At 49.9% G+C, this 25894-nt stretch carries 28 protein-coding genes and 1 pseudogene; 12 read left to right on the top strand and 17 right to left on the bottom strand.

All coding sequences use genetic code 11. From position 1 onward, the window contains the following. A partial coding sequence (locus tag ACTRXD_RS03270; protein WP_442430413.1) for a tetratricopeptide repeat protein occupies window positions 1–705 on the top strand: 705 nt, incomplete at its 5' end. Window positions 706–982: 277 nt separating this feature from the next. Here the strand turns inward: ACTRXD_RS03270 and ACTRXD_RS03265 are convergent. From ACTRXD_RS03265 to ACTRXD_RS03205, 13 genes are all read right to left on the bottom strand, one after another. Further along, window positions 983–1711 (bottom strand): ZIP family metal transporter, encoded by a 729-nt coding sequence (locus tag ACTRXD_RS03265; RefSeq protein WP_442430412.1) that lies wholly within the window; start codon window positions 1709–1711, stop codon window positions 983–985. A gap of 126 nt (window positions 1712–1837) precedes the next feature. Then, window positions 1838–2329, bottom strand: a complete 492-nt coding sequence (locus tag ACTRXD_RS03260) for a hypothetical protein (RefSeq protein WP_442430411.1) — start codon at window positions 2327–2329, stop codon at window positions 1838–1840. Window positions 2330–2380: 51 nt separating this feature from the next. Further along, window positions 2381–2995, bottom strand: coding sequence for a Tll0287-like domain-containing protein (locus ACTRXD_RS03255; RefSeq protein ID WP_442430410.1), 615 nt, complete (start codon window positions 2993–2995; stop codon window positions 2381–2383). A 62-nt stretch (window positions 2996–3057) separates the two neighbouring features. Next, the gene (locus ACTRXD_RS03250; RefSeq protein ID WP_442430409.1) at window positions 3058–3441 is read right to left on the bottom strand and encodes a c-type cytochrome; all 384 of its coding nucleotides are present in this window, start codon (window positions 3439–3441) and stop codon (window positions 3058–3060) included. Between the two features lie 31 nt (window positions 3442–3472). Beyond that, on the bottom strand, window positions 3473–4165 hold the full coding sequence (locus tag ACTRXD_RS03245; protein ID WP_442430408.1) for a c-type cytochrome: 693 nt from the start codon (window positions 4163–4165) through the stop codon (window positions 3473–3475). Window positions 4166–4190: 25 nt separating this feature from the next. Further along, complete coding sequence (locus ACTRXD_RS03240; RefSeq protein WP_442430407.1) at window positions 4191–4715, bottom strand: c-type cytochrome; 525 nt, start codon at window positions 4713–4715, stop codon at window positions 4191–4193. Between the two features lie 96 nt (window positions 4716–4811). Beyond that, on the bottom strand, window positions 4812–5408 hold the full coding sequence (locus ACTRXD_RS03235) for a superoxide dismutase family protein (RefSeq protein ID WP_442430406.1): 597 nt from the start codon (window positions 5406–5408) through the stop codon (window positions 4812–4814). Between the two features lie 90 nt (window positions 5409–5498). Beyond that, the gene (locus tag ACTRXD_RS03230) at window positions 5499–5966 is read right to left on the bottom strand and encodes a c-type cytochrome (RefSeq protein WP_442430405.1); all 468 of its coding nucleotides are present in this window, start codon (window positions 5964–5966) and stop codon (window positions 5499–5501) included. A 497-nt stretch (window positions 5967–6463) separates the two neighbouring features. Beyond that, window positions 6464–7750 carry a DUF2130 domain-containing protein gene (locus ACTRXD_RS03225; RefSeq protein ID WP_442430404.1) on the bottom strand — a complete coding sequence of 429 codons (1287 nt, stop codon included), beginning with the start codon at window positions 7748–7750 and terminating at the stop codon, window positions 6464–6466. 80 nt (window positions 7751–7830) lie between these two features. Continuing rightward, window positions 7831–7971 carry a hypothetical protein gene (locus ACTRXD_RS03220; protein WP_442430403.1) on the bottom strand — a complete coding sequence of 47 codons (141 nt, stop codon included), beginning with the start codon at window positions 7969–7971 and terminating at the stop codon, window positions 7831–7833. Window positions 7972–8026: 55 nt separating this feature from the next. Then, window positions 8027–9055, bottom strand: a complete 1029-nt coding sequence (locus tag ACTRXD_RS03215; protein WP_442430402.1) for a hypothetical protein — start codon at window positions 9053–9055, stop codon at window positions 8027–8029. Continuing rightward, window positions 9039–11249: a DUF1156 domain-containing protein gene (locus tag ACTRXD_RS03210; protein ID WP_442430401.1), complete on the bottom strand. Its 2211-nt coding sequence runs from the start codon at window positions 11247–11249 to the stop codon at window positions 9039–9041. Before ACTRXD_RS03210 ends, ACTRXD_RS03215 begins: the two co-directional genes overlap by 17 nt. 16 nt (window positions 11250–11265) lie before the next feature. Continuing rightward, window positions 11266–11766 carry a toll/interleukin-1 receptor domain-containing protein gene (locus ACTRXD_RS03205; RefSeq protein WP_442430400.1) on the bottom strand — a complete coding sequence of 167 codons (501 nt, stop codon included), beginning with the start codon at window positions 11764–11766 and terminating at the stop codon, window positions 11266–11268. Between the two features lie 154 nt (window positions 11767–11920). Between ACTRXD_RS03205 and ACTRXD_RS03200 the strand changes: the two genes are divergently transcribed. Both ACTRXD_RS03200 and ACTRXD_RS03195 read left to right on the top strand, forming a co-directional pair. Then, window positions 11921–12613, top strand: coding sequence for an SDR family NAD(P)-dependent oxidoreductase (locus ACTRXD_RS03200; protein ID WP_442430399.1), 693 nt, complete (start codon window positions 11921–11923; stop codon window positions 12611–12613). Between the two features lie 110 nt (window positions 12614–12723). After that, on the top strand, window positions 12724–13314 hold the full coding sequence (locus tag ACTRXD_RS03195) for a heme-binding beta-barrel domain-containing protein (RefSeq protein ID WP_442430398.1): 591 nt from the start codon (window positions 12724–12726) through the stop codon (window positions 13312–13314). A 36-nt stretch (window positions 13315–13350) separates the two neighbouring features. On the opposite strand, the gene ACTRXD_RS03190 is transcribed toward ACTRXD_RS03195, so the two are convergent. Then, a complete protein-coding gene (locus ACTRXD_RS03190) occupies window positions 13351–13989 on the bottom strand; it encodes a carbonic anhydrase (protein WP_442430397.1) in 639 nt (212 codons plus the stop codon). 177 nt (window positions 13990–14166) lie between these two features. On the opposite strand from ACTRXD_RS03190, the gene ACTRXD_RS03185 reads away from it, so the two are divergent. The 6 genes from ACTRXD_RS03185 (at window position 14167) to ACTRXD_RS03160 (ending at window position 19552) form a co-directional block, all read left to right on the top strand. Next, window positions 14167–14520, top strand: a complete 354-nt coding sequence (locus ACTRXD_RS03185; RefSeq protein WP_442430396.1) for a TraR/DksA family transcriptional regulator — start codon at window positions 14167–14169, stop codon at window positions 14518–14520. Window positions 14521–14611: 91 nt separating this feature from the next. After that, on the top strand, window positions 14612–15346 hold the full coding sequence (locus ACTRXD_RS03180; RefSeq protein WP_442430395.1) for a class I SAM-dependent methyltransferase: 735 nt from the start codon (window positions 14612–14614) through the stop codon (window positions 15344–15346). Then, window positions 15256–16644: an NAD(P)/FAD-dependent oxidoreductase gene (locus tag ACTRXD_RS03175; RefSeq protein WP_442430394.1), complete on the top strand. Its 1389-nt coding sequence runs from the start codon at window positions 15256–15258 to the stop codon at window positions 16642–16644. Before ACTRXD_RS03180 ends, ACTRXD_RS03175 begins: the two co-directional genes overlap by 91 nt. Then, the gene (locus tag ACTRXD_RS03170) at window positions 16644–17429 is read left to right on the top strand and encodes a methyltransferase domain-containing protein (RefSeq protein WP_442430393.1); all 786 of its coding nucleotides are present in this window, start codon (window positions 16644–16646) and stop codon (window positions 17427–17429) included. The genes ACTRXD_RS03175 and ACTRXD_RS03170 overlap by 1 nt, the downstream gene beginning before the upstream one ends. A 404-nt stretch (window positions 17430–17833) precedes the next feature. Further along, window positions 17834–18292 (top strand): response regulator, encoded by a 459-nt coding sequence (locus ACTRXD_RS03165; RefSeq protein WP_442430392.1) that lies wholly within the window; start codon window positions 17834–17836, stop codon window positions 18290–18292. A gap of 183 nt (window positions 18293–18475) precedes the next feature. Beyond that, entirely contained in the window at window positions 18476–19552 is a 1077-nt protein-coding gene (locus ACTRXD_RS03160) for a mechanosensitive ion channel domain-containing protein (RefSeq protein WP_442430391.1), read from the top strand. 74 nt (window positions 19553–19626) lie between these two features. Here the strand turns inward: ACTRXD_RS03160 and ACTRXD_RS03155 are convergent, their stop codons facing one another. Together ACTRXD_RS03155 and ACTRXD_RS03150 are read right to left on the bottom strand one after the other, a co-directional pair. Next, window positions 19627–20040, bottom strand: a complete 414-nt coding sequence (locus ACTRXD_RS03155) for a CBS domain-containing protein (RefSeq protein ID WP_442430390.1) — start codon at window positions 20038–20040, stop codon at window positions 19627–19629. Window positions 20041–20164: 124 nt separating this feature from the next. Beyond that, window positions 20165–20932, bottom strand: a complete 768-nt coding sequence (locus tag ACTRXD_RS03150) for an iron-containing redox enzyme family protein (protein WP_442430389.1) — start codon at window positions 20930–20932, stop codon at window positions 20165–20167. 699 nt (window positions 20933–21631) lie between these two features. On the opposite strand from ACTRXD_RS03150, the gene ACTRXD_RS03145 reads away from it, so the two are divergent. Next, on the top strand, window positions 21632–22036 hold the full coding sequence (locus ACTRXD_RS03145) for a hypothetical protein (protein WP_442430388.1): 405 nt from the start codon (window positions 21632–21634) through the stop codon (window positions 22034–22036). 281 nt (window positions 22037–22317) lie between these two features. On the opposite strand, the pseudogene ACTRXD_RS03140 reads toward ACTRXD_RS03145, so the two are convergent. Next, window positions 22318–23393, bottom strand: a pseudogene (locus ACTRXD_RS03140) (IS3 family transposase). 655 nt (window positions 23394–24048) lie between these two features. Between ACTRXD_RS03140 and ACTRXD_RS03135 the strand changes: the two are divergent. Further along, window positions 24049–24666: a hypothetical protein gene (locus ACTRXD_RS03135; protein WP_442430387.1), complete on the top strand. Its 618-nt coding sequence runs from the start codon at window positions 24049–24051 to the stop codon at window positions 24664–24666. Between the two features lie 3 nt (window positions 24667–24669). Next, entirely contained in the window at window positions 24670–25890 is a 1221-nt protein-coding gene (locus ACTRXD_RS03130) for a L,D-transpeptidase family protein (protein WP_442430386.1), read from the top strand. The last annotated feature ends 4 nt before the right edge of the window (window positions 25891–25894 follow it).

Raw genomic sequence — 25894 nt, 5'->3', positions numbered from 1 at the left:
CATCCTGCCACCCTGACCTCCATGAATAACCTCGCCACGATACTTCAAGCCCAAGGAGACTTCGCCGCGGCCCGCGCCCTGCAGGAACAGACCTTGGCCCTCCGCAAACGGATCTTAGGCGAAGGACATCCTGAAACCCTGACCTCCATGAATAACCTCGCCACGATACTTCAAACCCAAGGAGACTTCGCCGCAGCCCGCGCCCTGCAGGAACAGACCTTGGCCCTCCACAAGCGAATCTTAGGTGAAGAACATCCTGCCACCCTGAGCTCCATGAATAATCTCGCCCAAACCCTTCAAGCCCAAGGAGACTTCGCCGCGGCCCGCGCCCTGCAGGAACAGACCTTGGCCCTCCACAAGCGAATCTTAGGTGAAGAACATCCCGCCACCCTGAGCTCCATGAATAATCTTGCCCAGATTCAAAAGGCCCAGGGAGACTTAGCAGGGTCCCGCACTCTTCAAGAACACACCTTAGCCTTAGCTAAGCGGATTACCGAGGAAGGACATCCCAGTTTAATTTATTTCATGAGCAATCTTGCCCTAATCGAAAAAGACCAGGGAGACTTAGCGGCGGCTAGAACCCTTTTAGACCAGGCATTGATCCTTGCAAAACGTACCCTTGGGGAGAAACATCCAACTACCATTGGTTTAATTAACAATGTGAACGAAATTCTCGAAACCCTTGTGGATAAAGAGGGTTTATAATCAGGGTCAGGACAACTGCTTTTTAAGTATTAGTTGGAAAGACAATTTCCGTTAAGATATTTCTTGTGGCAATACCAGGTGTCCTCCGTGTCTGGACAGGCTTAGAGAAGGCTTTTCTGCCATTTCTTTGTTTATACCAGTTCATCTCCCCAGATGAAGACTTCCCCACTTTTTCCACGAAATCGTAGCCAAGCCGCGGAATAAAGCATAGGTCGCACTAGCAATCGGGCCATTGGGTTGATAGACAAAAGAAAGGTCGAGATGGGTTTTAGGGGAATTAACCGTGAGTGAGGATGATGCCGAGGGCAACCACAACGCCGCCTCCCATGGCGGCCAGACTGTAGGGACGGTCTTCCCGCTCGGCTAAGGGCAGAAGATGCGTGGCTCCCACATACACAAACGCCCCGGCTGAAACCGCCAGCAGCGCGCCGAGGACGGGCTCATTGATCTCATGGATCATAGGGATAGCCAACAATGTTCCAATCGGTGTGGTCAGGGCCGCAGCCAGAAAGGCAAACAGCCACGACTTTTTTGGACTGAACCCGCTGCGAAGTAATAGCACATAGGTGACAATCCCCTCCGGAAACTCATGCAAGACCATACCGATACCCGCTAACGTTCCGGTTAAGACGCTGACGCTAAACGTGATGGCATATACCACTCCATCCAACGTCGAATGCAGGCCGATACCGAGCAGAGGAATCAGTCCAATGGCTGTGTCGGGAGTGCTATCGCAGACATAGGCATGAATGAACCGGTTGATGAGGTGAAAGGCCAGATAGCCCGCCAACAAATACCCGGGCGCCTGGTCATTCATGTGGAAGGCATGAGGAATGATATGGAGGAAGGCTACCGAAATCAGCACACCTGCCGCGAAACAGGAAAAATAGGTGGCATTGTATTGTCCCCATGTTCCAAACCGGCGAATGACATAGAGGCCTGTGGTCGTGACCCCGGCCGCGAGGAGACTGGCCAGGATGGCATAACCGTAATGGGTATTCGTCATGAAGTCGGGTCACTTCCGGAATGGTTGTGGGAAAATACCTGCCAACACCCAGCAGGCATGACAAATTAAGGCAAGAATTCTAGTCTTTACCCGGAAGAGAAACAATAATTAGCGCACAAATTTGCATTAATTCTGCAAGCGAAAGACTTGATGACATTTCACGCAAGCGTGGATGGTTTGTTCGAGATGAGGGAGAATCTGCTTGAGGTCTTTGGTCGGGATCACTGCGCCCAGCGCTTCCGCAGCCTGATGATGTGCCATCGCCAGCTCATGGTATTCCGGCGGGAATGTGACACCCTGCTCACGCTGCATGGCCACATGGTGTTTCGGGAAGCCCAGTTCCTCATTTGTCAGAGTAGCCGCCCCGGCAAAATCTTCTCGCCCTAATGCGCCAACAATGGCATCAATGGCTTCAAGATGCTCCCGCATGGTCAATTTCAACCCCTCCTTCGCAGCCGGAGGGATATCCAAGGCCATGCGCTTTGTCACCGGGACTTTCGATATCTCGTGTCCGGGCTTGTGTCCGCCGGAATGATTGGTCTCTGCGGTCGTGAAACCAACGCCCGACAATAACAAGGAAACCAGAGTTATTCCGGCCCAGACCTTTTCCCGTTTCATGCCTTTCTCCTTTTTCATGATGTGGCGGCCAATTGGCCAAATCCATTTGGCTTAGCGGTTTGGCTGGCCAAGTGGCTGCTTAATACTGACTGCCCCACGCAAGTCTCCGACTTGGTAACCAGTGGCAGCATCGAAGGGATAGTGCTGCTTTAATAGTGTCTTGATCGATTCCGGCATCGTCTCTATTGGCCCATGACAGAGCAGACATTTTGGCTGGATGGGAATAGGCTTCATGAACCGATAGTACTGTCCTCCCGGTTCCGACACCACCTCCCCATGACTCATGCCGGCGAACGTTTCACCCTTTGCGGCCCGCGCAGCAAATCCTTCGAGGATGCGCTGTTCCCACGCATCCGGCATGCCGAGCAATGGATTCCGCACGCGTGTTCCCACGCGAGTCACCCGCCACCCGTTTTCCCGAGACAAGCGGTTGGCAATTTCCGGCGCTAATTCCGCACAGACCTTGATGGCCTCCATCGGACCACCTTTCGTCATTTCCCGGGTCATCGCCTCACCCAACTCTTTCAGGAATGCAGCAGTGACCTTCACAGCACCCTTTTCCCGTTCGCCGGTATCGGCCGTGGCGGGCCCCATGAACACCACCACTCCTGTGATCACCACACCGAGCAACAAACCGAATGAACAGGAGATATCTCTGGCAATCATGGCGGCCTCCTCTTTATGGGATCCTTCGGTTTATTGAGAGCCTGTACATTCACACAGGATATTTACCGTTTCAGGGAACGGAGGTAGGCCAGGAGATCGGCAAATTGCGCTTCATCTAGGGCTCCTTCAAATCCTACCATTGCGGTGCCTGACCGACCGTTCATGATCACGGCTTTAAGATCAGCGTCAGACTGAGACTGGGTTTGTTCACTGGCCAGATTGGCGGGAGGAGGGTTTAAGTATCCACCCATTTCTCCGTCACCTTTCCCGTCTAATCCGTGACAATGGCCACAGGACTGTCGAAACAATGTTTTGCCTTTTTCGATATCGGCGGCTTCGGCAACAGCGAGACCGGCCATCATGATTCCTATTACGACCCCTACCCACAGGATGAAACCATTCGTTTTCTGGTTTCCGGAATTCACCCGATCTACCCGTCTGATCATCTCTCACCCTCCTCGACCATCACTGTGATGATTATTTGAACGTCATCATGTACGCCGTGATGGCATAAATATCCTTCTCCGGAAGCGCAGGATTGGGAATATACGCTCCACTCTCTGGAACAAAGTCATCAGGGTTCAGATTGAAACGATACACCCAATCGGCCTGGAGACGATTCCCCATATTGACGAAAGAGGTACTGGACGTCCCGCCCGTATAGCCACGACGGTTGTCCGCCGGCGTCCAATGGCAATTCTGACAGACATGCTCACGATAGAGTTGCTCGCCCCGCGCGATTTCGTCCGGTTTGCCCGGCTTCATGATGCCTTCGGTGATTCTCCCATCTTTCAGCGTGCTCAAAAAATCAGCCACCTGTTCCGCTTCACCAGATGACAGCGCAAGATGTCGACCCTTGCGTTTGAACTTGAAATCGTAGCCGACCGGATAGAGTTTTTCTTTGGGGTTTTCCAGCCAGGCAACCAACCAGGCTCGCTGATATTTATTCCCCGCCCAGATCAGGTCAGGCGCTTGTTTGGTGGAGCGCGGCATTGGCGCACCCTGAATTCGATGGCACCCCACACAGGTGGATTGTACGATGCCTTCTCCCTCATTCTTGAGGTCGGCCGCCCTTGCGGGAACCAAAATACCTGCCAGGAGCCAGCCAAGGAGAACGGCTCCATTAATGAACCCGCATGTTTTTTTAATCTCTTTCCCAAAAACATTCAACCTTATCGCCTTCCTTTCTTCTGCTTCATTGCATGTCGTGCATCATCTTGCCACGGCCCTGGTGCCGTCCGCCTCCCTGAGGACCTCCTCTTCCACCATGGGATCCTCCGGAAAAACTTTCCTCATATTGCATCACGGTCCATATTTCTTCATCCGAAAGCATTCCACCAAAAGGAATCATCCCGGTCCCCGATGATCCATATTTGATCACCCAAAAAATTTCCCCTTCCGACCGATGTCCCCAAAACCCATGTGACCGGAGTACACGAGGCGGAGGGTTAAGAGTCGCCGCACCCGGGCCATCGCCCCGTCCACTCACCCCATGACAATTGACGCATCCACCCTTCCCTTCATATATCGATTTGCCTTTTTCGATAATGTCCGGTGAGGACGGCAACGGGCTCTGCAGCGCTCTGGCTTCAGCCAGCTTATCCGCGGGGACCCGGGGCTTCATCATCTGTTGGTGCCCATGTTCTTGAGCCAACACCTGGGATCCACTCACCACCAGCGCTAAGATGAGTCCACTCGCCCATCGAAATGCCTGTCTCATTGTCCCTCCTTGTGTTTTTCCTTCTCTGCATTCGACAACGACATGAGGCCAATACAACTCCTTCATATCCATCCAGGGTCATCTAGGACGTTCCGCCTACATCGAGGTTACCGGTTCAATGATTCCGCAGGCATCACGAGCCCCACCGGCACATCCCGGATTGAGTTCGCTATCCTGATCGCAATAGAGGTCTTCATTGGTGTGGATGATGAATGAACTGCCATCTTCATCAAACACGCTCAACCGGCCATCCGATAACGCAACCCGGGTGGTTACCGCATGCAGTTTCCCCACTCCGTTGACTACCGTGATATTGACCAAATCCCCCATGTGGAAGGGATGATTGAAGTCCGGCGCGTCAGGTGTGGATTTGCCAAAGGGTCCGGGATCATGATGGCCCTTCGCAGCTCCACACGGCTGACAACTGGCAACCTCATGAATATGGACCGCATGCTTCCCGTCCTTTAATCCCTTGACCTCCATCTGGACATACAGTTTTTTGATGCCTTCTTCAGATTCAAATTCTTTGAGAGTGGCGGTTCCCGTAATGGCCGGATCCGTGCAGCCTTGAATGGTCGCCTTGGCCGTCTTGGATATTTCGTGGTTTCCGTAATGACTACATCCCCCAGCTACCGCCAACAGAAGAGCGGCAAACCCTACCATCTGACTTGTTCTGAATTGTTGTTCCCGCATGATGTCCCTCCCTCTATATGTATATATTATGACTAAGAGATGAAATCCTTTCACACGACTGGGTGTATTCTGTTAAACATCGATGCACCATTATGTTCCTCCGAAGGTTCGGATATAGGCGATGATCTGCCAGGCCTCCTTATCCGTAATATACTGCGGCATGTATGCCACCATATCGGTCCCATGACTCCCATGAATCAGAACCCAGAATAGTTCCCCATCACTTCTGGCTGCCTGCCATGCCGCATCTGCAAAATTGGTTGGCATTTTGACATCAGGAGGAAAGGTTCGACCGGCGGTCGGTGCCCCTGTTCCCTCCCAGCCATGGCAAAAGGCACACCAGCCTTTCCCTTCATAGAGTTTTTTCCCACTCGCAATAAATTCCTCGGTGGGGGTGAAGGGATTCGTAAAAGACAGCGCCTGTTCCATACGATCGGATGGGACCCGGGGCTGAAGATCTCCGGCACTGCCCGCCCAAGCCGAAGCACAGACCAAAGAAACCGTGGCAACGATGATCCAGACTCTCCATTGAATCTTTTGCCAAAATATTATTTGCATTAGGACTGTCTCCTTTGTTGGTGATATAGACCTGACTGATGCCCCTGTTTTGATAGGTCATTCCAAATAGCGTGCCAGCGTAAAAAGTGGTATTTACCCAAGGTTTTCTTCTTTCAAGCATGAAAGTGAGGCAATTTGCATCACTCCTTTAACAGCGCAGATGCCCAAATTTCCCCAAATCAGGATCCTGCGTTGTGAGGCCGCAATGGGAGGACACTGGAACGGAACCCCTTCGGTCATTTGCAGTTTTCTGGATTGTTAAGAAAGGAGAAGATTTGGCGCGACAACGAACCAAATATTAGACAGTCCAGGCCCGAAGGCAATACAACAGAAGCCAGAAACGATGGGGTCATGCAAGGGGGAAATGTCGGTGAATCGCACGAGGATTCAGGAGCATGCTGCAATCTAACGATAAGATCCTGGCGTGGAAGTCCATGCCGGCTTCATCGTATTAAGGCCAAGTGCCTTTTGATGGCAGCAGAAGAGGGAGTAAGGGTTTACAATAATTTTCTGTCGGGTTCGTCCTTGGGCGCGTCTAAAGCCTGGAGTTCCAGCCCTTCAATTTCCTGCAACGTTTTCCCGGCGATGCCTTGCAGGTCCCCATACATGCCCACGGTCGCCATCATCACCCGATCAATTTGCTCTTCACGTTTAGCCCATTGCTTCATGATGACTTTTCGCTCCTTATCAAGATCCTCCTTCATTGAAGAGAACCCTTCGACGATCGCTTGAACCCGTTGCCGGAAGCGCGGACCCATCAAATACTGATAGACCATTTCCATTTTGGTTTGCTGCCCTTCCGAGGCCTGACGGGCGCCAGCCACCTCCATGAGCGTATTACGCATGGCAATGGCCAGCGGCAGGGCGACTTTGGGATGAGTGACCCAGACGCCGTCGATGAATTCGAATGTTTCCACTTCTTTGGGTAGGGCCTGGCTGACGATGATCGCGATTTCAGCTTTGGCCTGCCGCTGATCCTCACGTAACTTGATGAGCCAGCCATCACTCCAGTTCTTGGTTCTCTTCGATTCCCACAAGATGGTTCCGCAGGCTTGGCCGACTGAGCTGGCAACCCGGTGCAGCACATCACCGCCATGCTCGCCTTTGGCCACGGGTGAAATCTGATCCAGGGGGAATTTCGAGGTGAGCATGGCCTCGAGTTCGAGCTCCTGGACTTCGCCCTGAAGTTGTTGGGACCCCTGTTCAGCACGACGCTTGAGTTCTTCAATTTGTTTTTGCATGGATGCAATGGTCTGTTCTTTCTCCATGACTTTAAATTTGAGCCCTTCTTCGGCTTCTTTTTTGGCCTGATCCCTGGTGGCGGTGAGTCCCTCCTGCACGCGCTTTTCTATGGTGAGATCCAATTCGCGTTTGGCGTCATCCAGTTCCCGTTGCTTTCGGAGCAGATCGGCTTGAACTTTTTGTGCTTCCGCAAGCTTCTCATCCTTTTGTTTAAGAATTTCTTGAATCTCATGTATTTCTTTAGATTTCTGATCGAGATCATTCGAGAGCGCCAGCCTGGCTTTTCTCGCTTCTTCCGCCACAATTTTGCTGCGTTCGAGTTTTAGCTTGTCAGCCACTTGCTCTTCGAACCTTTCCTGCGATTTGGCCAGCAGAGCTTCGCGCTCACGCAAGGCTGAATCCCGCTTGGCGGCATCAGCATCTTTTTGAGCAAGTCGTTGCTCGAAGTCCCGCTTGGTGGCTTCGAGAAGAGGGGCCGCGAGCGACTCAGTCAGTTTGATTTCCGTTTTACACTGCGGGCAGATGATCGTGGGTTCAGTCATGGGGATTCATCCAGGTCTGCATTAAACATTAGAACCCTAGTTCCTATAGACACGCCAAAAATACTCACTCTCCGCGCGAATTATTTACTTACAGATTTATCCAAACCCGCCTCGACCTGCCGAAACAAATCCAAGGCGAATTGATCACGTTGGGCACCCGAACATTCGCCATAGGCTTTAGGCAAGCCAAAACGCTGGCGATCCAGCCGAAAGTTTTGCATCTGTTGCAAGCCTTTCAGGTGATACTGGCAATAGCACAAAATAAATAAAATGGACTCAAATTGCCCTGAATTCCTTCAGTCGACTGAACTCAACAAGCTTATCCAAAGTTTTTAAGGTAAAGACTTTGCCTTTTGTGGCAGTAAGTAACTTTTTCATATCCTCCCTTCGCACTCCGAAACCTCTACCACCAATGCAGGCAATGACTTCATATTTGGGTTGGTCAGATGGTTGCCCCACTGTGCTCAGATGCCCAAGATGTTGAACCCTAGTTATTTTGTCACGGGCTGTTCCATCGTCTTCAGTAATCTTAGCTTCAATTACTACTTGCGGGTTGAATTCACTTGGGATAATGAAGTCAGGCGTTTGGTCAAATCCCAGAATGCGTTCAGCCCGTTTGGTTTTTCGGTAACTGATGCTAGCCTTGGTTAAAGCATCCTCTATGGCGGACTCCATGCTATCACCGATCAAATCTGACACTGAATCTCGGTGCCCGGCAAAAGGTCTTCCAAGGAAGCGTTCATAAAGAAGCATGGCATAGGGAACACCAATACCTGCCATTGTCCTGATGGCATCCGGGCCGGTTTGAGTATCTGCTTTAAATAATCGGTGTATTTTGCTGAATTCAACTTTTGGCGCACCTTCGCAAAGAAGTTGGCATGCAGTTTCTATAAGCGCCTTTATTCGTTCTTGTGTAACTTCGCCTTTCGCTAGAGGTCTAAGTGGAGTCATGCGAATCTTTCGATCTAACGTGCGAACAAATCCCTGGCTGACATCTATCCCGGTCTTCTGAGTGGCGACATAGGCCCATTCAGGGGGAGTAAAGCCAAGCATGGACCTAACTACAATGATGGCAATTGGCACATCTAGAGCGGCATTGAGCATTGTGGTCGGTGTTATATTGCTAAAACCACTTGTGGATTTTTTTAAGGCCTCATATCCAGATTCGAAAACAGAGTATTCAATGAAGCCTTCGCCCTTGGGCATAATAAGAAATTCTGATTCTAGGCAGGAGAAAACTGCCGAGACAAACTCTTCAGGATTAGCTTGATATTGTTCAAATGGAACTTCAAAAGGAAATTTCATTACGGCGCGTCCTATATTCAATATCCGATTCGCGTACTATTGCATTTTGAAATTTTTGTGCATTTCGAAAAGCATCGCCAAGATATTTTTCAACAGTCTCTAGTCCACCCAGGCTCATCGTCTGACTGGCAATTTCTGAAAGTTTATCCTTGACAGGTCTTGTCCGATCCCATTCCTTTCTAAGATTCCAAACCGCCATTCTTATGAGATGTCCAAAGATTATGCATCGGATATCTCCGCGCGTTGCCGTTACGTTCCCGGCTAAAAGTTTAGAGATATCTTCGCTAACAAGACTAGCAATTCCTTTGGCGGATTTGACAATCCAGCGACTCGGTAATTTTCCATGTGATCGGCACACAAAAACGGTATCAATAATGGATGAACCAGTACCGTTGATATGTATGGAAGCCCCCATTTCGGCAGGGCAGGGTATAGAAGCTGAGCAAGTTAGCCCCGAATCTAAGATGGCAACAGCTATAGGATAGTAGGCTTCTAATGTGTTGTGATGGTAGGTAAACGCTAAGGGAGAACCTAGCTTTAGGGCTTTAGCCATTCGGATGAATACCTTAGACAATCCTTCAGTAAAATGAGGCAATCCTCGATCCAGGGTCAGATTACCCGTCAGCTCATTAGAATTCCTGGTTGAGTGAGTTTTGAAAGCATCTTCTGTTGCCCCCAACAGTTGACGTAACCACACATAACAGAAATCCATCAATTCGGCATATTGAACATTTCCGAAGTAAGGCGGATCTGTCAAAACCGCATCCAAAGACCTTGCGGAAATGGAAGAAAGAGTGCCACTTTTACATTTCAAGCTCACCCGACGTTTTTCAGATTCTCCTGCCCCAATTTTCTGATCTCCGATCCACTCCCCAACAATAGGCACCTGAACCTCCCTGCTCCCCTTCAACTGAATCTCAAATGGTTCATCACAATAGGCTTTTGCCTTGGAGTATTTTGAAATGATGTTCACCCAGCCACCGCTACCAACAACCGCTCCTGAGCTATCATTGGTAATACCAAGAAGATTGGATTCGCATTGTATGAGACCTACGGGAAAACCATGAACAGAAAAAATATCCAAGGACTTGAGTGCCATTGTGTCATAACGACAAAGCATATTTTGATAGCGAAGAAGATCAGATAAATTCGTTGCCAGAGCGTTCCTGACCCTTTCATCTTTGAGACCTGCGATAGCTCGACAGCTAAGTTCCAATCCAAGTAATTGTCGCGGATTAAACATTTCTCGATAAAACTGATAACCCCATTTATGCAGTCTATCTGTTTCGTCCCCTGGAGGGATCCGATCTTTGGGCACAAAGGTTGGTTTGATTCTACGCCACATATTTTCAACTTCCACAAGTTTTGACAGGTCGTCCTTGTCAGGCTTTTTGAAAAACCGACCTCGACGGGCACTTTTACATGGGTGGCAAAAGTATTCGATAGCAAACATGCGATGCCTGGGGGGTCCCAATTGTGCAGTCTGGTAAATATTGGTTACTCCGCAATGTGGGCAATTACAGCGATTGCGCTTGGCCGGTCCGGAAAGAGAAAGCCGGGAGTCACATGAATGACAATTTCCGGGAATTTGCCGGTTTTTGGCCTCGTTTAGCTCACCGCATACAGGACAAACAAAAACGTTTAGTGGATGTCGCCGATCTTCCGATAGCAGGTAACCAGAGAATAGGTCGAAATCTTTATGGCATTCTTTGCATTCCTGTATTTTTACCCACAAAAAATACTTGACATGAGCATCCTTTGTTCCGCACAAAAGGCATCTTGTTCGGTAAAGTTCCCCGATTTTCTTTTTAAGCCATGCAGTTAGATTGAAAGCTGCAGAGTGATAAGCATGCAAATCTAAATACTCAATTTCCTGTCGAACAATCCAATACGCCATAGGGTTAATATCATACCCAAGGACTTCACAACCAAGCCGATTGGCTTCGACCAGTGGTGTGCCTCCTCCCATGAACGGATCGGCCACTCTGATGCCTTTTAAGTTATTTGTTTCAAAATACCGCTCTCTTAAGGGTCCTTTGGTAAATTCGGATAGGAGCAGGGATCGAAAAAGAGTGCCAGGGCGACGAGCAAACCACTTATGAACAGCGATTATAGGCCTGTAGTTCTGCTGTATTTGTTTTTCCCGCAAGGCCATCGATGCAACGAGGGATATATCGAAATTTTTTTCAATCATTAATGATATTTATTTCCTACATGTCTGTATAATTTTTTTTCATTTTATCCAAACGGGCTTCGACCTGCCGAAACAATTCCAGCGCAAATTGATCACGATGAGAACCCGAACATTCTCCGTAGGCTTTCGGAGAGGCGAAACGCGGGCGATCCAGCCTAAAGATTTGCGTCTGGAGTAAACCTTTCAGATCATGCCGTTCCAAATCGATGGGTTGCAACATGACCGGAATGACGGCCAGACCTCCACTCTTCACAAACTTGGGAAGTTCGTGATCCTGAATATATTGAGACCCGAGCAACGCAGGACTGATCAGGACTAATCCCACATCGCACTCTCCCAAGGCGTGTTGAATTTCTTCGTGCCATTTTTCGCCTACCAGGATATCGCTATCCCGCCAGAAGGTATAGTGATACTGCTTGGAGGGCGCGGCCTGCTCTTTAAACTTTCTCGAAAACCGAGCCGCCAGATCACGATTGGCGCGGGCATAGGACACAAACACGGTGATGTTCTTTTTCATACTCGTGTAAGCAGGGGCGGCCGATCTGTCGAACCATCCTAGCCAACACATGCAACAATGTACAGGTCAGGGTCTTGCCGATTGTTCCCTCTTCACTTACTTCCTTTTTCATGTCAGGATTGAGGCTTCACCCACCATCTCAGTTGGCCTTTGAATGACACAGAAGATTCTCCTGATCGGCAATTCTGATGGAATCGGAGCGGCGGTGACCCGCACCCTTCTTGCCCGCGGCGAACATGTCGTCGGACTTTCAAGAAGTCCCAGTCCACTTGGTCCCGACGGCCCACGGCATATCGTACAGGATATCACCGCTCCCGAATATCCGCAGGTCCTAGAATCTCTTCTTGCCGACGAAGGACCGTTTGACGCCTGCATATTTTGCGCGGCCATTGGTTCGAGATTGACACTTCCTGACCTCTCACAGGAAGCCCGCGTCATTGACGTGAATTTCACGTCGATGGTTCAGACCCTGGCTGCCCTCGCCCCCAGCTGGCTTGAGCGAGGACAGGGACACTTCATCGGCCTATCAAGTCTCGCGGATGATTTTTACAACGCCGACTCCCCTGCCTTTACGGCATCGAAGGCCGGATTCAGTCATTATTTAGTCTCCATGGGGTTCAAACTCCGATCGCATGGCGTGTATGTGAGCAATATCCGCTTTGGCTTTGTGGATACGAAGCTGCCCAAGGCGTCCTGGAAACCCCTGATGATGACCGCCGATCAAGCCGCAGGCCATGTCCTACGCTGCTTGAAAACAAAACCCATGCAACTGAGCGTCCCCAAATTCGCAGGCCTCGCCATTCATGGTATCCGTTGGATGCAAACAATTCGAATATGGTGGTCTTAAAAACGGTTTAAACAATAGGCAAGATTTGATACAGTCGTGAACTTCAGATCACCCGTCACTTCGCCTCTTGACCCTCTGTGCTCACACTTTCCTGAAAGGAGCCTTTCCTGATGACCGGAACCCACCATTCCGACCCTACACATGCGGAAATCATTCGCCACTTGGGCCCACTCTCTTCTCTAGCCGGGACCTGGGAAGGCGATACCGGTATTGATATCGCACCGGCCAAAGAGGGCAGCCACGAAACTCATTTCCGGGAACGCTTGCAATTTGATCCAATCGGACCTGTCGTCAATGGCTCGCAAGTGCTTTATGGTCTCCGTTACTCGACTGTTGCCTGGCCATTGATTCAGGAACAGCCGTTTCACGAAGAAGTAGGGTATTGGTTGTGGGATGCAGCCAGCCAACAGGTGATGCGGTGTTTTATGGTCCCTCGAGGCGTCCTGGTAAATGCAGGTGGGACTTCGGCGCCTGACGCAAAAGAGTTTCACATGGCCGCTGACGCGGGGAACGGTGTGTATGGCATTATCTCCAATCCCTATCTGGATCAGGCTGCGAAAACGGTGCGATATGAATTATCTGTCACCATTCACGAAACCTGGAAGTTCAGCTATAAGGAAGATACGCAGTTACTGATTGCGGGACGCCCTGAGGTGTTTCACCACACTGATCAAAACACCCTGACACGCATCCAACTTTAGGGGATTAGAAAGGCGAACGGTCTTCGTTGAAAAATATCATACGATCACTGATCCCCTTTTTTCTCTAGGATCAATGAAACTTTTTTTCTCCCAGTCATACACCCACACGTCACCCGTCCCGATGGAATAGACCCATCCATGCAGGCGCAGATTTCCCCGACGCAATCCCGTTGCGACCGCCGGATGCGTCTTCAGATGATCGAGTTGAACCAACACATTTTCCCGTATGGTAGCCGCAAATAACTCCTCTCCCTGCAAATGCGTGTATAGATCTTTCATAATTCGCGTTGTGGTCTCGGCATGTTGCAGCCAGGCTTTGACAGCAGGAAGCTCCTGAAGTTTTTCCGGATGCAACAAGGCTGCCATGGCACCGCAATCCGTATGGCCGCAAACGATAATATCCTTTACTTGAAGGACGGAAATCCCATATTCAAGAGAGGCGGTGCTTCCCCCGATGGCCGCACCATAGGTCGGAATTAAATTCCCCGCATTTCGAATAATAAACAAATCCCCCGGTTCGGTTTGGGTGAGCAAGGTAGGATCGATCCGTGAATCTGAGCAGGTCACAAATACGGCTCTGGGCTTTTGATGGCCGGACAACCCCGTAAAAAGCTCTACCTTTTTTAAAAACACCTCTTCCTGAAACGTGATCAACCCTTTCAATAATTTTTCCATTTGCTCTCCCTGCTATATTATTGATCTTATTTTCTTTGTCGACCATTGGCCTTTCACGGTCTGGCTGGGGTACATTGGATTGGCCATCGACCAAACCCAGGACTGTTCATTGCTTGTTCACGGGTACCTATTTTATACGACAAAAGACACGTAGTCCTCTTTAATTCTTTTGCCCTCATGACACAGCCACCTCCTGATTACGACCATTTTCGAGCAACGCTCCTAACCCTCCAGAGAGATTTATTGGCCGTATCCTCCACCGGGAAGGAAGCAGCCCAACCAGTGGAACTTGACCAGACCGCAGTCGGGCGCGTCTCACGAATGGATGCCCTCCAACAACAAGCGATGGCTCAAGCCGCGCAACAACGTCGACACATTCAATTGCAGCGGATCGAATCCGCCCTCCAACGTCTTGAAAACGGCAAATTCGGCTGGTGTGTGAGGTGTGGGGAAGAAATTTCCAGAAAACGATTAGACGTGGATCCCACCGCCCCCCTCTGTATCGCCTGTGCCGATGGAAGAAGCCAATAAGTGTCACAGGCCCTGTTCACCGACCCGTCTCCTACCAGAATCCACAAACAAACGTGGATACCTGTCATGAAGAAATCTCATACTGAGACGGATGACCAAGCCTGGCGAGCCATCTTCTATCATCACACTCCTTGTTCATTCTGAATCCTCACGCGGGGAACCTATCGCCATTTCTCATGCCTGCCCACTGTGTTTCAAACCGGCATCCACATTAGTGGGAAACGACCGGTGCCGGTCATACTTCTCCTGCGGGCACTGTGGGCTCATTTTCGTTCCACCCGTCTATTACATATCACCCGAAGAGGAAAAGGAGCACTACGACCACCATGAAAACCATTCTGACGACCCGGGCTATCGAAAGTTTTTAAACCAATTAGCCGAACCACTCCACAATCGCCTGAGACCTCATAGTTCCGGATTGGATTTTGGCTCTGGTCCCGGTCCAACCCTCTCTCTCATGCTTCAAGAATCCGGACATACCCTGTCGATTTACGACCCCTTTTATGCGTACAATCCTGCTCTCCTGGAACAGACTTATGATTTCATCACAGCCACGGAAGTGGCCGAGCATCTTCACCATCCCAGGCTGGAATTGGACCAGTTATGGGCCCGACTGAAGGTCGATGGCATATTGGGAATCATGACTCAACTGGCGCCACCCGATCGACCATTTCTCGATTGGTATTACATCAAAGACCCCACGCATGTCTGCTTTTATTCACACGAGACCTGGGCATGGCTAAGCTCACGATGGGGATCGGAAATTATCTATTTGCAAAAGAATGTCGTCTTATTTCGCAAACTGTCGGACTCCCAACACAGATAGATCCTCACTCACTCCAGACGTTGCCTATGCCTTCCGACATCGACATCGCCATTATCGGCGCAGGAGCAGCAGGGCTGGCAGCCGGCATTTTCGCGGCGGAGACGAACCCGAATCTCTCTATTGCCCTTCTGGACAGTGCGAAAACTATCGGAGCCAAGATCCTGGTATCCGGAGGTGGACGTTGCAATGTCACCAATCAACGTGTCACCGCTTCCGACTTCCACGGGAATAGAAAGCTGATTGACCGGATCCTTCGACGATTCGACGAACAGGCCACCGTTCAATGGTTTGACTCTCTAGGGATCCCGTTAAAAGTCGAAGCCACGGGCAAATTGTTTCCTGTGAACAACAAAGCCCGAACAGTCCTTGATGGGCTCCTCAGGCGATGCGAGGCACTGGGCATTGCTCTTTTGACTCACCACCTCGTTCGAGACCTGACCAGGAAAGGAGAGAAATTCTTGATCCAACATTCCCAGGGAACGCTTCGGGCCAAACGAGTCATTCTCGCGACCGGTGGCCGGTCTCTCCCCAAAACCGGATCCGATGGATCAGGTTGGGAGTTGGCCCAACAGTTGGGGCATACCGTCACCGCCACCTATCCTGCCTTGGTTCCTTTGCTCCTTGAGCCTGCGTTTTTCCATGCCACCCTATCCGGTATTTCTCATGATGTAACGCTCACCACTACCATTGCGGGAAAAGCCTTCGATCGACGCACCGGCAGCTTGCTGTGGACACATTTCGGCATCAGTGGGCCGGTGGTCTTGGATGCGAGCCGGGTTTGGGTTCGCGCAGCCGCGCAAGGAGAAGCTGTCCGCCTTCATCTCAATTGCTTCCCACACCTCCCGGACCAGGATGTGGAGAAATGGCTCATGCAGGCCGCCACCCTCCCCGGGCGAAAACTTGTTCCCACACTATTAGCCGAGCAGTTACCCACGCGTGTAGCTAGCACGCTGGCCAGCATCCAAGAACCTGGGCTTTCTGACACTCCGATTAACCTCTTGTCCAAAGAGGCTCGCCGGAATCTGGTCGGGACACTCACCAAGCTTGATCTTCCCGTCATCGGATCACGCGGATGGAACTTTGCCGAAATCACGGCTGGGGGTGTCCCCCTGGAAGAAATATCAGCCCATTCCATGGGCTCCCGGCACGTGCCGGGGCTCTATGTGATTGGAGAAATGTTGGACTGCGAAGGCCGAATCGGCGGGTTTAACTTTCAATGGGCCTGGGCGACAGGGTATCTCGCTGGATGCCATGCGGCCTTGGATATCATGAAACAACCGGCAGCAGAGAAAGGGTGATGAATCAGTATATTTTCGACAACAAATCTGAAGAGCGGGAATTTCAACGACTACAATTGGTTGAAGCCGCGAACGATCCCACGACCATCAGACTGTTGGAGGAAACAGGAATTCAACCAGGGTGGCATTGTCTGGAATTGGGCGCCGGGGCAGGATCAATCTTGCGTTGGCTGGGAACTCAGGTGGGACCGGCAGGACTGGCGGTGGGTGTCGACAAGAAAACCACATATCTTCACAAGGATGATTCGCCGCCTGTTCAGATTTACCAAGGGTCCTTTCTTGATGTCCCCTTAGAACAATCCTTTGATCTCATTCATAGCCGGTATGTCCTGATTCATAATCAAGAAGAGAGGACCATAATGGGGAAATTGTATTCTCTGCTCAAGCCTGGAGGCTGGGCACTCTTTGAAGAACCAGACTTCACCTCGGCGACATTGCCAGACCGGAAGCAGGAGACCCCGCAAGGAAGAGTGAACCGAGCCATTTGCCAGATGTTCATCAATCTCGGATTAGATCCGGCCTATGCTCTCCGGCTTCCGCACAAACTGCAAGAATCAGGATTCCATATTGTCAGAGCTCAATCCCTCATGCATCTCTGTCCTGGAAATTCGCCAATGGCTAAGGTGATGGCGGAATCGGCGATGGTACTCGAACAGGAATATTCAAAGACCGGCTTATGCTCACCCGAAGACATTCAAGCATATATCAGACTCTCACAGGACTTTACCCATTGGGCGTTGTACCATTCCACCACCTCCGTAATCGCTCGTAAACCCGTCATCTGATCACACACACATTTTCCTCTTCAAGCCATATCGCAACCAACTCAAAATATTGGCGTACCCATTCACACACGTGCAATGGACTCGAATTCATTCTCTCCGGCCTGTCACTCTGCTCCAAAGGAGCAATATGTCTACGATGGGTGCGCGGTGAATCCTCTGTAGACATCTTCACTGACCGTCTCTTCCTCCTGGTTATACACACTCCAATCATCCTTTCCATTTTTCCTATTAATTTTCAGGACTGTTTTCCAAGTGAGGGCCATATTCCCTTATCAGCCCATCAAGGCACACTGGTTGCAGATACTGATAGTTATGAATGCTTCATACCATACAAAAGGATTCAGCTGTTTTGTGGGGGCAGAGACACCCTTTCACTGCCTGCGTGGCTTCAAGGGGGATTCGCCATGAACATGAACTACTTACCAGGTACGACTCAACGAACCGCAGGCATGTTTTCCGGCCAGAGCTATCGGGGCGGAGTCCTGGTCATTGATGATGAAAATGCCATTTGCAAAGTCGTTCGGATGGCCTTGGAAAAAGACGGCTACTACGTGGTGGAGGCGGAAGACGGCGCGCAAGCCATCCGCATCCTCAACGAAGGAGAGCATCCAGTGATTATTGATGTCATTATCACGGATATTCGGATGCCCAATATCAATGGCATAGAAGCCATAAAATATTTTCAACGGGAATACCCGAGCCTGCCGTTGATCGTCCTGACCGGATTTCCCGATATCGATCTGGCCACGCAACTCATGAAACAAGGAATAACCGATTATTTGGTTAAGCCGGTCGATCGGAAAAAACTACACACCGCCGTGGCCGATGCCATAGCCTCACGACATCTCAACTGGTTTTCGTGAAGTTGTTTTGGCATTATTTTGGGTGTTCCCAAGGGAGAGCCTCGCCCTCACTCTTCTGAGCGGAGACAGGAATTCGAAGAGGACGCTTTATGGCATTGCCTCTTCCCGTTCATTCTTTTTCTCTTTTGGCTTTATCCTCCCCGCGAATTCGGGCATAATGTGCCATAGACTCCGCTTAACATTATGACCCTCCTTGACCATTTTATTGATACCCTCCCGAACTTTTTCCCAATTTTACTGGTCCTCGCACTGGTTACTACAGGTTTATGGGTAGCCCATTGGTTCTTCTTTCGCCGAAATGGCGGATTGAAGGAGGAAGACCGATTTTCAGCCCGTGTTGGGATGTTGCTGCTAGTGGGCATTGGGGTTGTTCTTATTCTCCTGGCCCTTCCTCTCGACAAAGAAACTCACAAGGAGCTTTTCCAGTTATTGGCACTGTTGATCACAGCGGTGATTACCCTTTCTTCCACGACCTTCGTCTCGAATGCCCTGGCGGGCTTTATGTTGCGAGGCATGCAAAGCTTTCGGTTAGGTGATTTCCTTCGCGTGGAAAATCAATTCGGTCGGGTCACAGAGCGGGGCTTGTTTCACACCGAAATTCAAACAGAAGAACGCGACCTCACGACTCTTCCTAACTTATTTTTAGTTTCTCACCCTATTACCGTGCTTCGTTCCTCTGGAACGATTGTCTCCGCCACGGTGTCGTTGGGATATGACATCTCCCACAAGACCATTGAAAAACTCTTACTGGATGCCGCTCTTGCCGCCAAACTCAATGACCCATTTGTCCACATTATGGAGCTGGGGGATTATTCCGTGACCTATCGAATCTCTGGATTTTTAAGTGAGGTCAAACAATTGCTCAGTGCACGATCGAACCTTCGCGCAAAGATGCTCACCACGCTGCATGGAGCAGGAATCGAAATTGTTTCCCCTGTGGTCATGAATCAACGCCGGCTGGAGGATGGCATTCGAGTCTTGCCGCCCCAATCCTCCGAGTTGCCGCATGCTGAAGAAAAGATAGTGGAGAGTAATCCTGAATCACTGATCTTTGACAAAGCCGACGCGATGGCACAGATAGAGGCCTTAAAAGAGCAGCGTGAAGCGATTCGAGAGGAAATTACTGCTTTGGAGGGTCAAGCCAAATCAAAAAAAGAACACATTGGCCCATGGATAGAACAACGGATAACGCGCATTCGACTAGAAGAAGAGCGTCTCTCTCTCCAGATTCAACAAGCCGAAGCAGCAAAAATTGAATAAGTTCGCCAGAACTGCCTCATCACCAGTAATCATTTCAGAGATTCCATACTTTCCCTGATTAGGGATGATCAAGCTCACCTGTCCTCCTCAGGTATTTTGAGGTCCTTCGCTACTGTTTTAAAGTAGGCCAAAAGGTCTCGCACCGATATAATACCGACAATATCTCCATTTTCTCCGGTAACGGCTAAGTGGCGAATTTTCCGATCGGCCATGAGATCCCGGGCATAATGGACAGACATATTCCTGTCTACAGTTATGATCGGGCTGGACATCAGTTCCTTCACTTTCAAGCGTTCAACTTGGGCAGGGTGTTCAGCGACCGCGCGCACGACATCCGTTTCCGTCACAATTCCAGAAAATTCGGACTCGTGCTTAACCAACAAGGAACCAATCCGCTGGTTATGCATATGTGTAGCCGCTTCCTGAATGCTGGCATCTTCAGTCACAAAACTCAGATTCCGTGTCATGAATTGCCCAATCGTGGCCATGTCTCTTCCTCCTGCTTCAAAATTAAAAAAGTCTATTGTGGAGGAAATGCCAGAAAAGATCCAGATTAAAGACGTTTCCGTTTTCCATTAATCTTTAACCATACCTAGTAAAGCGCTGATCGCATCAGCGGATTCCACTCTCGTTTTTCTTTAATCCACAAGCACGGGCCACTCCATCACGATAGCGAAGCCAAAGATCAAGTGTTTTTTTGATCGCGGCCAGAATTTTATTTTGATGGGAACGTGTGTCGGCATAGTGGACCACCATCGCATAGGCATCATGACGATGACCGGTCTCAACCATTTGATGCGCTCGGATAAGATCCATGGATTGGTGTGAGACCCCTTGATGCTGAACCAGGGGATGATGTGTAATCTTTTCCTGAATATGCCGGAGAGCTTTGGATTTAACCGGATGGAGGAGTTCCTGACGATCATTGACGCTGCCTTCGACAAAGATCGTCAAAACGGCAGCGCTTAAGACCCAATCAGCACTATTAGAAATCCGGTCCAACCAGGACCGATAGCGCTGGGTAGCAGGCAATAACCGAATCTTTTCAAATTCGCGTGAGCGAAACCCTAAACCCTCCATCATTCTCATAAAGAGTTCCGGATGTGAAGTCCCCAATGACAGCATCCCGGTATCTTCCTCATAAATATTTTCGGCTAACATTTTTCGGACTTCTAACGGAGGATTTTGCCCGTGAATACGCGCCAAGAAAACGGGGAAGTCCCGGACATACACCGCGTACTCTTGTTGATAATGAATTTTGAGTTGCGATTTGGAGATGGTTGGCCCAACGAATTGAGGCCAGGCCCAATGATCCTTCTGAGTCATGAGATTCAGCAATTTCAGGCGAAATTGCGTTGAAGGTAGTTTTTTGATGGACATCCTGTATTTCTTGTTAAAATTCGGTGAATTACCAACCCATCAATGCTCAGACCAAATTCAACTTAATAACCATTCGGATTGCAATCGATTTTCTGGAGTCTTTAATTTTTTGGTGGATTGATAACCACAAATTCAGCCGTTGCAAGGATGATTTCTGGCTCATATGAAGATCTTGTCCAAACATTCAGAAAAGCAGGATGAGTTAATTACGCAACTTAAAGAAGAAATTAAAGAATTCCTTAGAAAGCACGAGCATCGCTACCATAACAAAAACAAATAATAATAACTCAAACCGTATCAAATTCAGTATCATGGCACCCCTTTTTTTTCTTTCTGGATCAAGGCAATCAAAGACCCAACATAATAAAAATAGCATCAAAAGAAACAAGATCGGAATAATTTTGCCAGGCAACTATCAATGTGAAATATTCTAAAAAATGTGCCTATCTGCATCAGAAGGGAAAGGCCCGAAAACATTATATTCGTCGAAAAATTTTTGCACGTTCTTGGCGCTTCACATCAGATGTACTCAAGCTTATTTTGATGCTTAACAATAAATGAATCGTTCTGTGCTGATGGTAAAAAACAGTGACCGTACTCAGCCATATCAAGAATCGAGCATACACCAGATGGATATTTATTGATGAAAATTCATTGAATCATCAAGACTTTAGGTGTCAAATCCTGAGGAAACTGAATGTGGCAACACGTTTGCTTTTGCCTACTAAAGTAATGGGGAATCGGATTAATGCATTGAAAGTATCAACCGTCAAAACACGGAGGGATCAACCAATGATGTATGTCGATAGCCGGTACATAAGCCAGGCTCGAAAAAGCGAATTATTACAACATGAGCACGCCATGAACCAATTACGCAGACAGGTGGCGCAACTTTCAAAAGCGGTTGCGTGGGAATTGGAACAACACCATTCCCATCTCAAGGAACTCCAACAGGTGGAAGAGACTCTTACTGGTAAAAGCCAGCCCGCACACGCTACTCAGCCGAACTCGGAGCCAGCTCCTCCTACTACCCGCAGATGGACTAAACAGCGAAAACACAATCACCGGTCATTTCAAAAACCAGTCGCTGAACTCGTCGGATAGTTTTTCCCCGTTCAAAGTTCATCACTTGACCCACGGAATTTCCGTGGGTCATCTCTTTTTCTTCATCAGGTTCCTCCCAAAGCGTCATAGACAAAGGCTTCAGCCATCCTCCTCACACAGCCCTCAAACAGGGTATTGCCCACTTTCTCCCTCCTGACGACATGATGAGGTCGATCGAAACCCCTATGCGCATATGTTCCCTTAAGCAAGAGATCCAGTAGCATCCAAAGAAGTGGACCATGATTTCTGGGCAGATCGATAATTGAAATTTCTGCCTTGCCTTACGCCACCTGCCTTGCTTTGAGATCAGCAAAATATACGGCATCGGGTGTTTGTCGGTTCAATGTTTGATGACGACGTGCGCTGTTATAGAATTGAAAATAGCTTGTCAGGCCAGCCCGCAGTGTGGCTGGAGTGTCATTGGCTTTTCGATACACATCCTCGTACTTCACGCTTCGCCCGAGTCGTTCCACAAAGACCTTGTCGACCCACTGACCTTTCCCATCCATACTGATTCATACGCCCTGAGCTTTGAGCACCGCCGGGAACGCCTCGCTCGTGTATTGGGCCCCCTGGTCGGTATTGAACACTTCGGGGGCTCCATAATAGCCGAGTGCTTCTTCCAACGCTTCCACACAGACCTCAGTTTCCAGGTATTCGCGATCCGCCAGGCCAGCACTCGACGTGAGTACCAGTCCATATGACCGTTCACTACATAGACCCTTTGGCCATGGGGATATAACAGATGTCACTCGTCCAGACCTGATTAGAGCGCTCAATATTCAAGCCTCTCAGCAAGTAGGGATACACCTTTTGCCCCTTGCCAGGTTGACGGGTGCGGGGCTTTGGGTAGATAGCCCGGAGCCCCATTTTTCGCATCAGGTGCTGGACCCGCTTCCGGTTCACTCCATACCCGCGCTGCCGAAGCTCAACGCACAGCCGTCGACTCCCCTAGAACGGCCGTTGGAGATAGAGCGCGTCGAGCTGTCTCATTAATGCAAGGTCGAACTCCGAGACAGCCTGTTTGCGAACATACACATGTGAGCGAGGGACGGCCAACAACCCACACTGACGAATCACAGAGAGCTCTTGCTTGACCTTGATCATCGCTTTGCGCTCGTTCATCGGCCGTGCCCGAGCGCGTTGGCTAAAAAATCCTTCTCCCTCGTCAGCTGCCCGATCTTGCATGGAGTTTCTGCTGCACCTGGTCATGAGTGGCGGGATTGGCCGTACTTGCCCCAAATACGTGCTCAGCTTTGGCAAGTAGCTGTTTCTTCCAGTCCTGGATCTGATTGGGATGCTCACCAAATTGTTTCACCAACTCTGCCAGCGTTCGGTCGCCTCGAACTGCCGCCAAGGCGACTTTGGCCTTAAAAGCGGGAGAGTGATTCCTTCGGGATCATCGTGCCATCTTCTGCTCCTTTCGTTGAACAAAAATATACCGTAGAAGGTTTCACTGAGCATCCAGAAATTCCGGTCCAATGCATGGGATCCACTGCTCGTTGAACCTCTCCCTCAACCAACATTACACCGATCACAAAGCTTTTGTGGGTCCTGGCAATTATTTGGTGCTTCGTTTACTGACTTCTTTAAAGAAATTCACGGACAAAGTTTCTTTTCTCAGACATGATGTCCATGGGCACTCACGCATTATTCAGCCCTTTTCCTGATTTTGCATGCAAAAATAGATCTTTTAGCCGTTCATACACCTCATCCTCGTCTTTTGTGATCACAATCCTTTGGCATCTTCTTTGCTCATTAAATCTTTACTTGAAGAAAAAGCCGCTCAGGGAACAGGGAGGGAACGAAAGAACTCACGCCTCTCGTATCTGAAATGTCTTACCCAAACATTCCGCAGACAAACCAACGCGGTACTTTCCAGACAAGTCAGTGGGCTTCATGAACGAGGGCAGGGAATTCACCCCTTCCACCAGCCGTGGGCCAGGCTCGTACAACCATAACCAAGGGGAGGGAATCTTCTCTCTCTATCATAAAGGAGGATATTGACTAACATGGGAAACGTGATTCAATCATTGAAAACGGGGATTCTCGTATTGCTATTCGGCCCCATGCTTATGGCCTGCGCCGAAAAACCCATTCAAGGGACGGACTCGGCATTGCAAGCCCTTCAGGCTGCCAAGCAAGCCGGTGCGGAGAAATATGCTTCTGAATCCTTGCGTGTTGCAGAGGACGAATATCAAAAAGCCCAGGAAGAAATTGCAGCGCAAGACGATACATTTGTCATGACGCGCAACTATGATGCGGCAAATGCCATCTTAGTGAAGGTCGTAGCGGATGCCGAAAAAGCCAAAACCGAAGCCATCGCAAGCAGGCAATTGGTGAAAACCCAGGCGGAAGGAGCTGTGGTACTAGCCAAAACCTCATTAGAGGAAGCCAAAAATCAGTTGGCCCAAGCGCCAACGGGCAAGGGAACCCAGGCCGATCTGCAAGCCTTACGTGGCGACCTCCAAGCTGCAGAAACCACATTTGCTGAGATTGACGCCATTATGGCCATGGAAGACTATATAGGAGTCAAGGCTAAAGCCGAATCTGTTCAAGCCTTATCAGCCCGCGTGAATGAACAGGTCGCGCAGGCCATTCAGAAGACAGGAAAACACAAAAAGGCCTAACGCATGCAATGGTGGGGCTCTGGCCGACAACCAGCCAAACGACCAGCAGTTTGGCTGGCGGCTGGAGGTCTCATCATGCTCTCATATCTGATTGTTGCCTGGTGGAAGGCAGATCGCCTTCCCGAATTCTTCCCGCCTCAGCTTGAATCGCTCGATCGCCAGGCTTGGAGCCACGGCGCGGAAGCCTATTTCCGGGAACGATATCGCGCATTTCACCAGGACATCATCGTTCTCCGAACGCAATGGCGGAGAGAACAAGCACGTTGGTGGCCAACCACCGACACCTATACGCTTCAAGCAACCTACAAAAACCTGCTAAAAGAAGGCTCGACCCTTCTTAAGGCCTCCACACACCAAAAATTCACCCGGCACCAGCAACTGAGAACTGCCCTGGAGTCGGAGCGTCGCCAAGTCACCCGTCTACGTGCATTAACCGGTATATTTGATGTTCGACGAAACCTACGGACCCTATCGGTAACAGAGGGGTTACTGAACCAGGCAGCCTCTCGACTCGCACAAGACAGCGAGAAGCAAGCTCTTATCCTTCTCAGACAGGCAAGAGAATCTCTTGTACCCGTCGAGGCTCACGCCATTTCCCAAATGAAACGGTACGGGACCGTCTCCCAAGTGGCCAAGTGGAACCATTGGGTCACCAACACCCTGGATTGGTCTTCAGGGACAGGTGGCACAGCTATCGTTGTCATTAAAGCCTCCCGCCATCTCCTAGTCTATCGGAATGGAAAACCACTGCGCCGTTTTTCTATTGATCTCGGCTTTTCAGGACTTCAGGACAAATTGCTGGAAGGGGATGGCGCAACACCGGAGGGACAGTTTCGTATCTTGCTAAAGAAAGGACCGGGATCCACCAAATTCCATAAAGCCCTCTTACTCAATTATCCCACCAATGCACATCGTCAACGTTTCCAGGAAGCCAAGAACAAGGGGGGCGTGGCGGCACACCGCGGCATTGGAGGCCTCATTGAAATTCATGGCCAACAACCTGGTGGCAACAGCAAGACGAATGGCTGTGTCACCCTCCATAATGCAGATATGGATGCCGTCTTTCATCTCGCTGAAGAAGGGACTCCGGTGACAATCGTCGGAGCCCTACAATCGGACAATTGGGTCGTAAAAGCGCTTGGCGACATCACCAACCATGCCCGCCAACGAATCGCTCTCCCTGCAGATTCCCCTACCATCCGACACCGACGCGATCATTCGTAAAAAA

Source organism: Nitrospira sp. T9, assembly GCF_052156535.1.
GTDB lineage: Bacteria > Nitrospirota > Nitrospiria > Nitrospirales > UBA8639 > Nitrospira_E.
The sequence above is the reverse complement of the archived record's forward strand: the minus strand, read 5'-3'. Positions and strand labels throughout refer to the sequence as shown.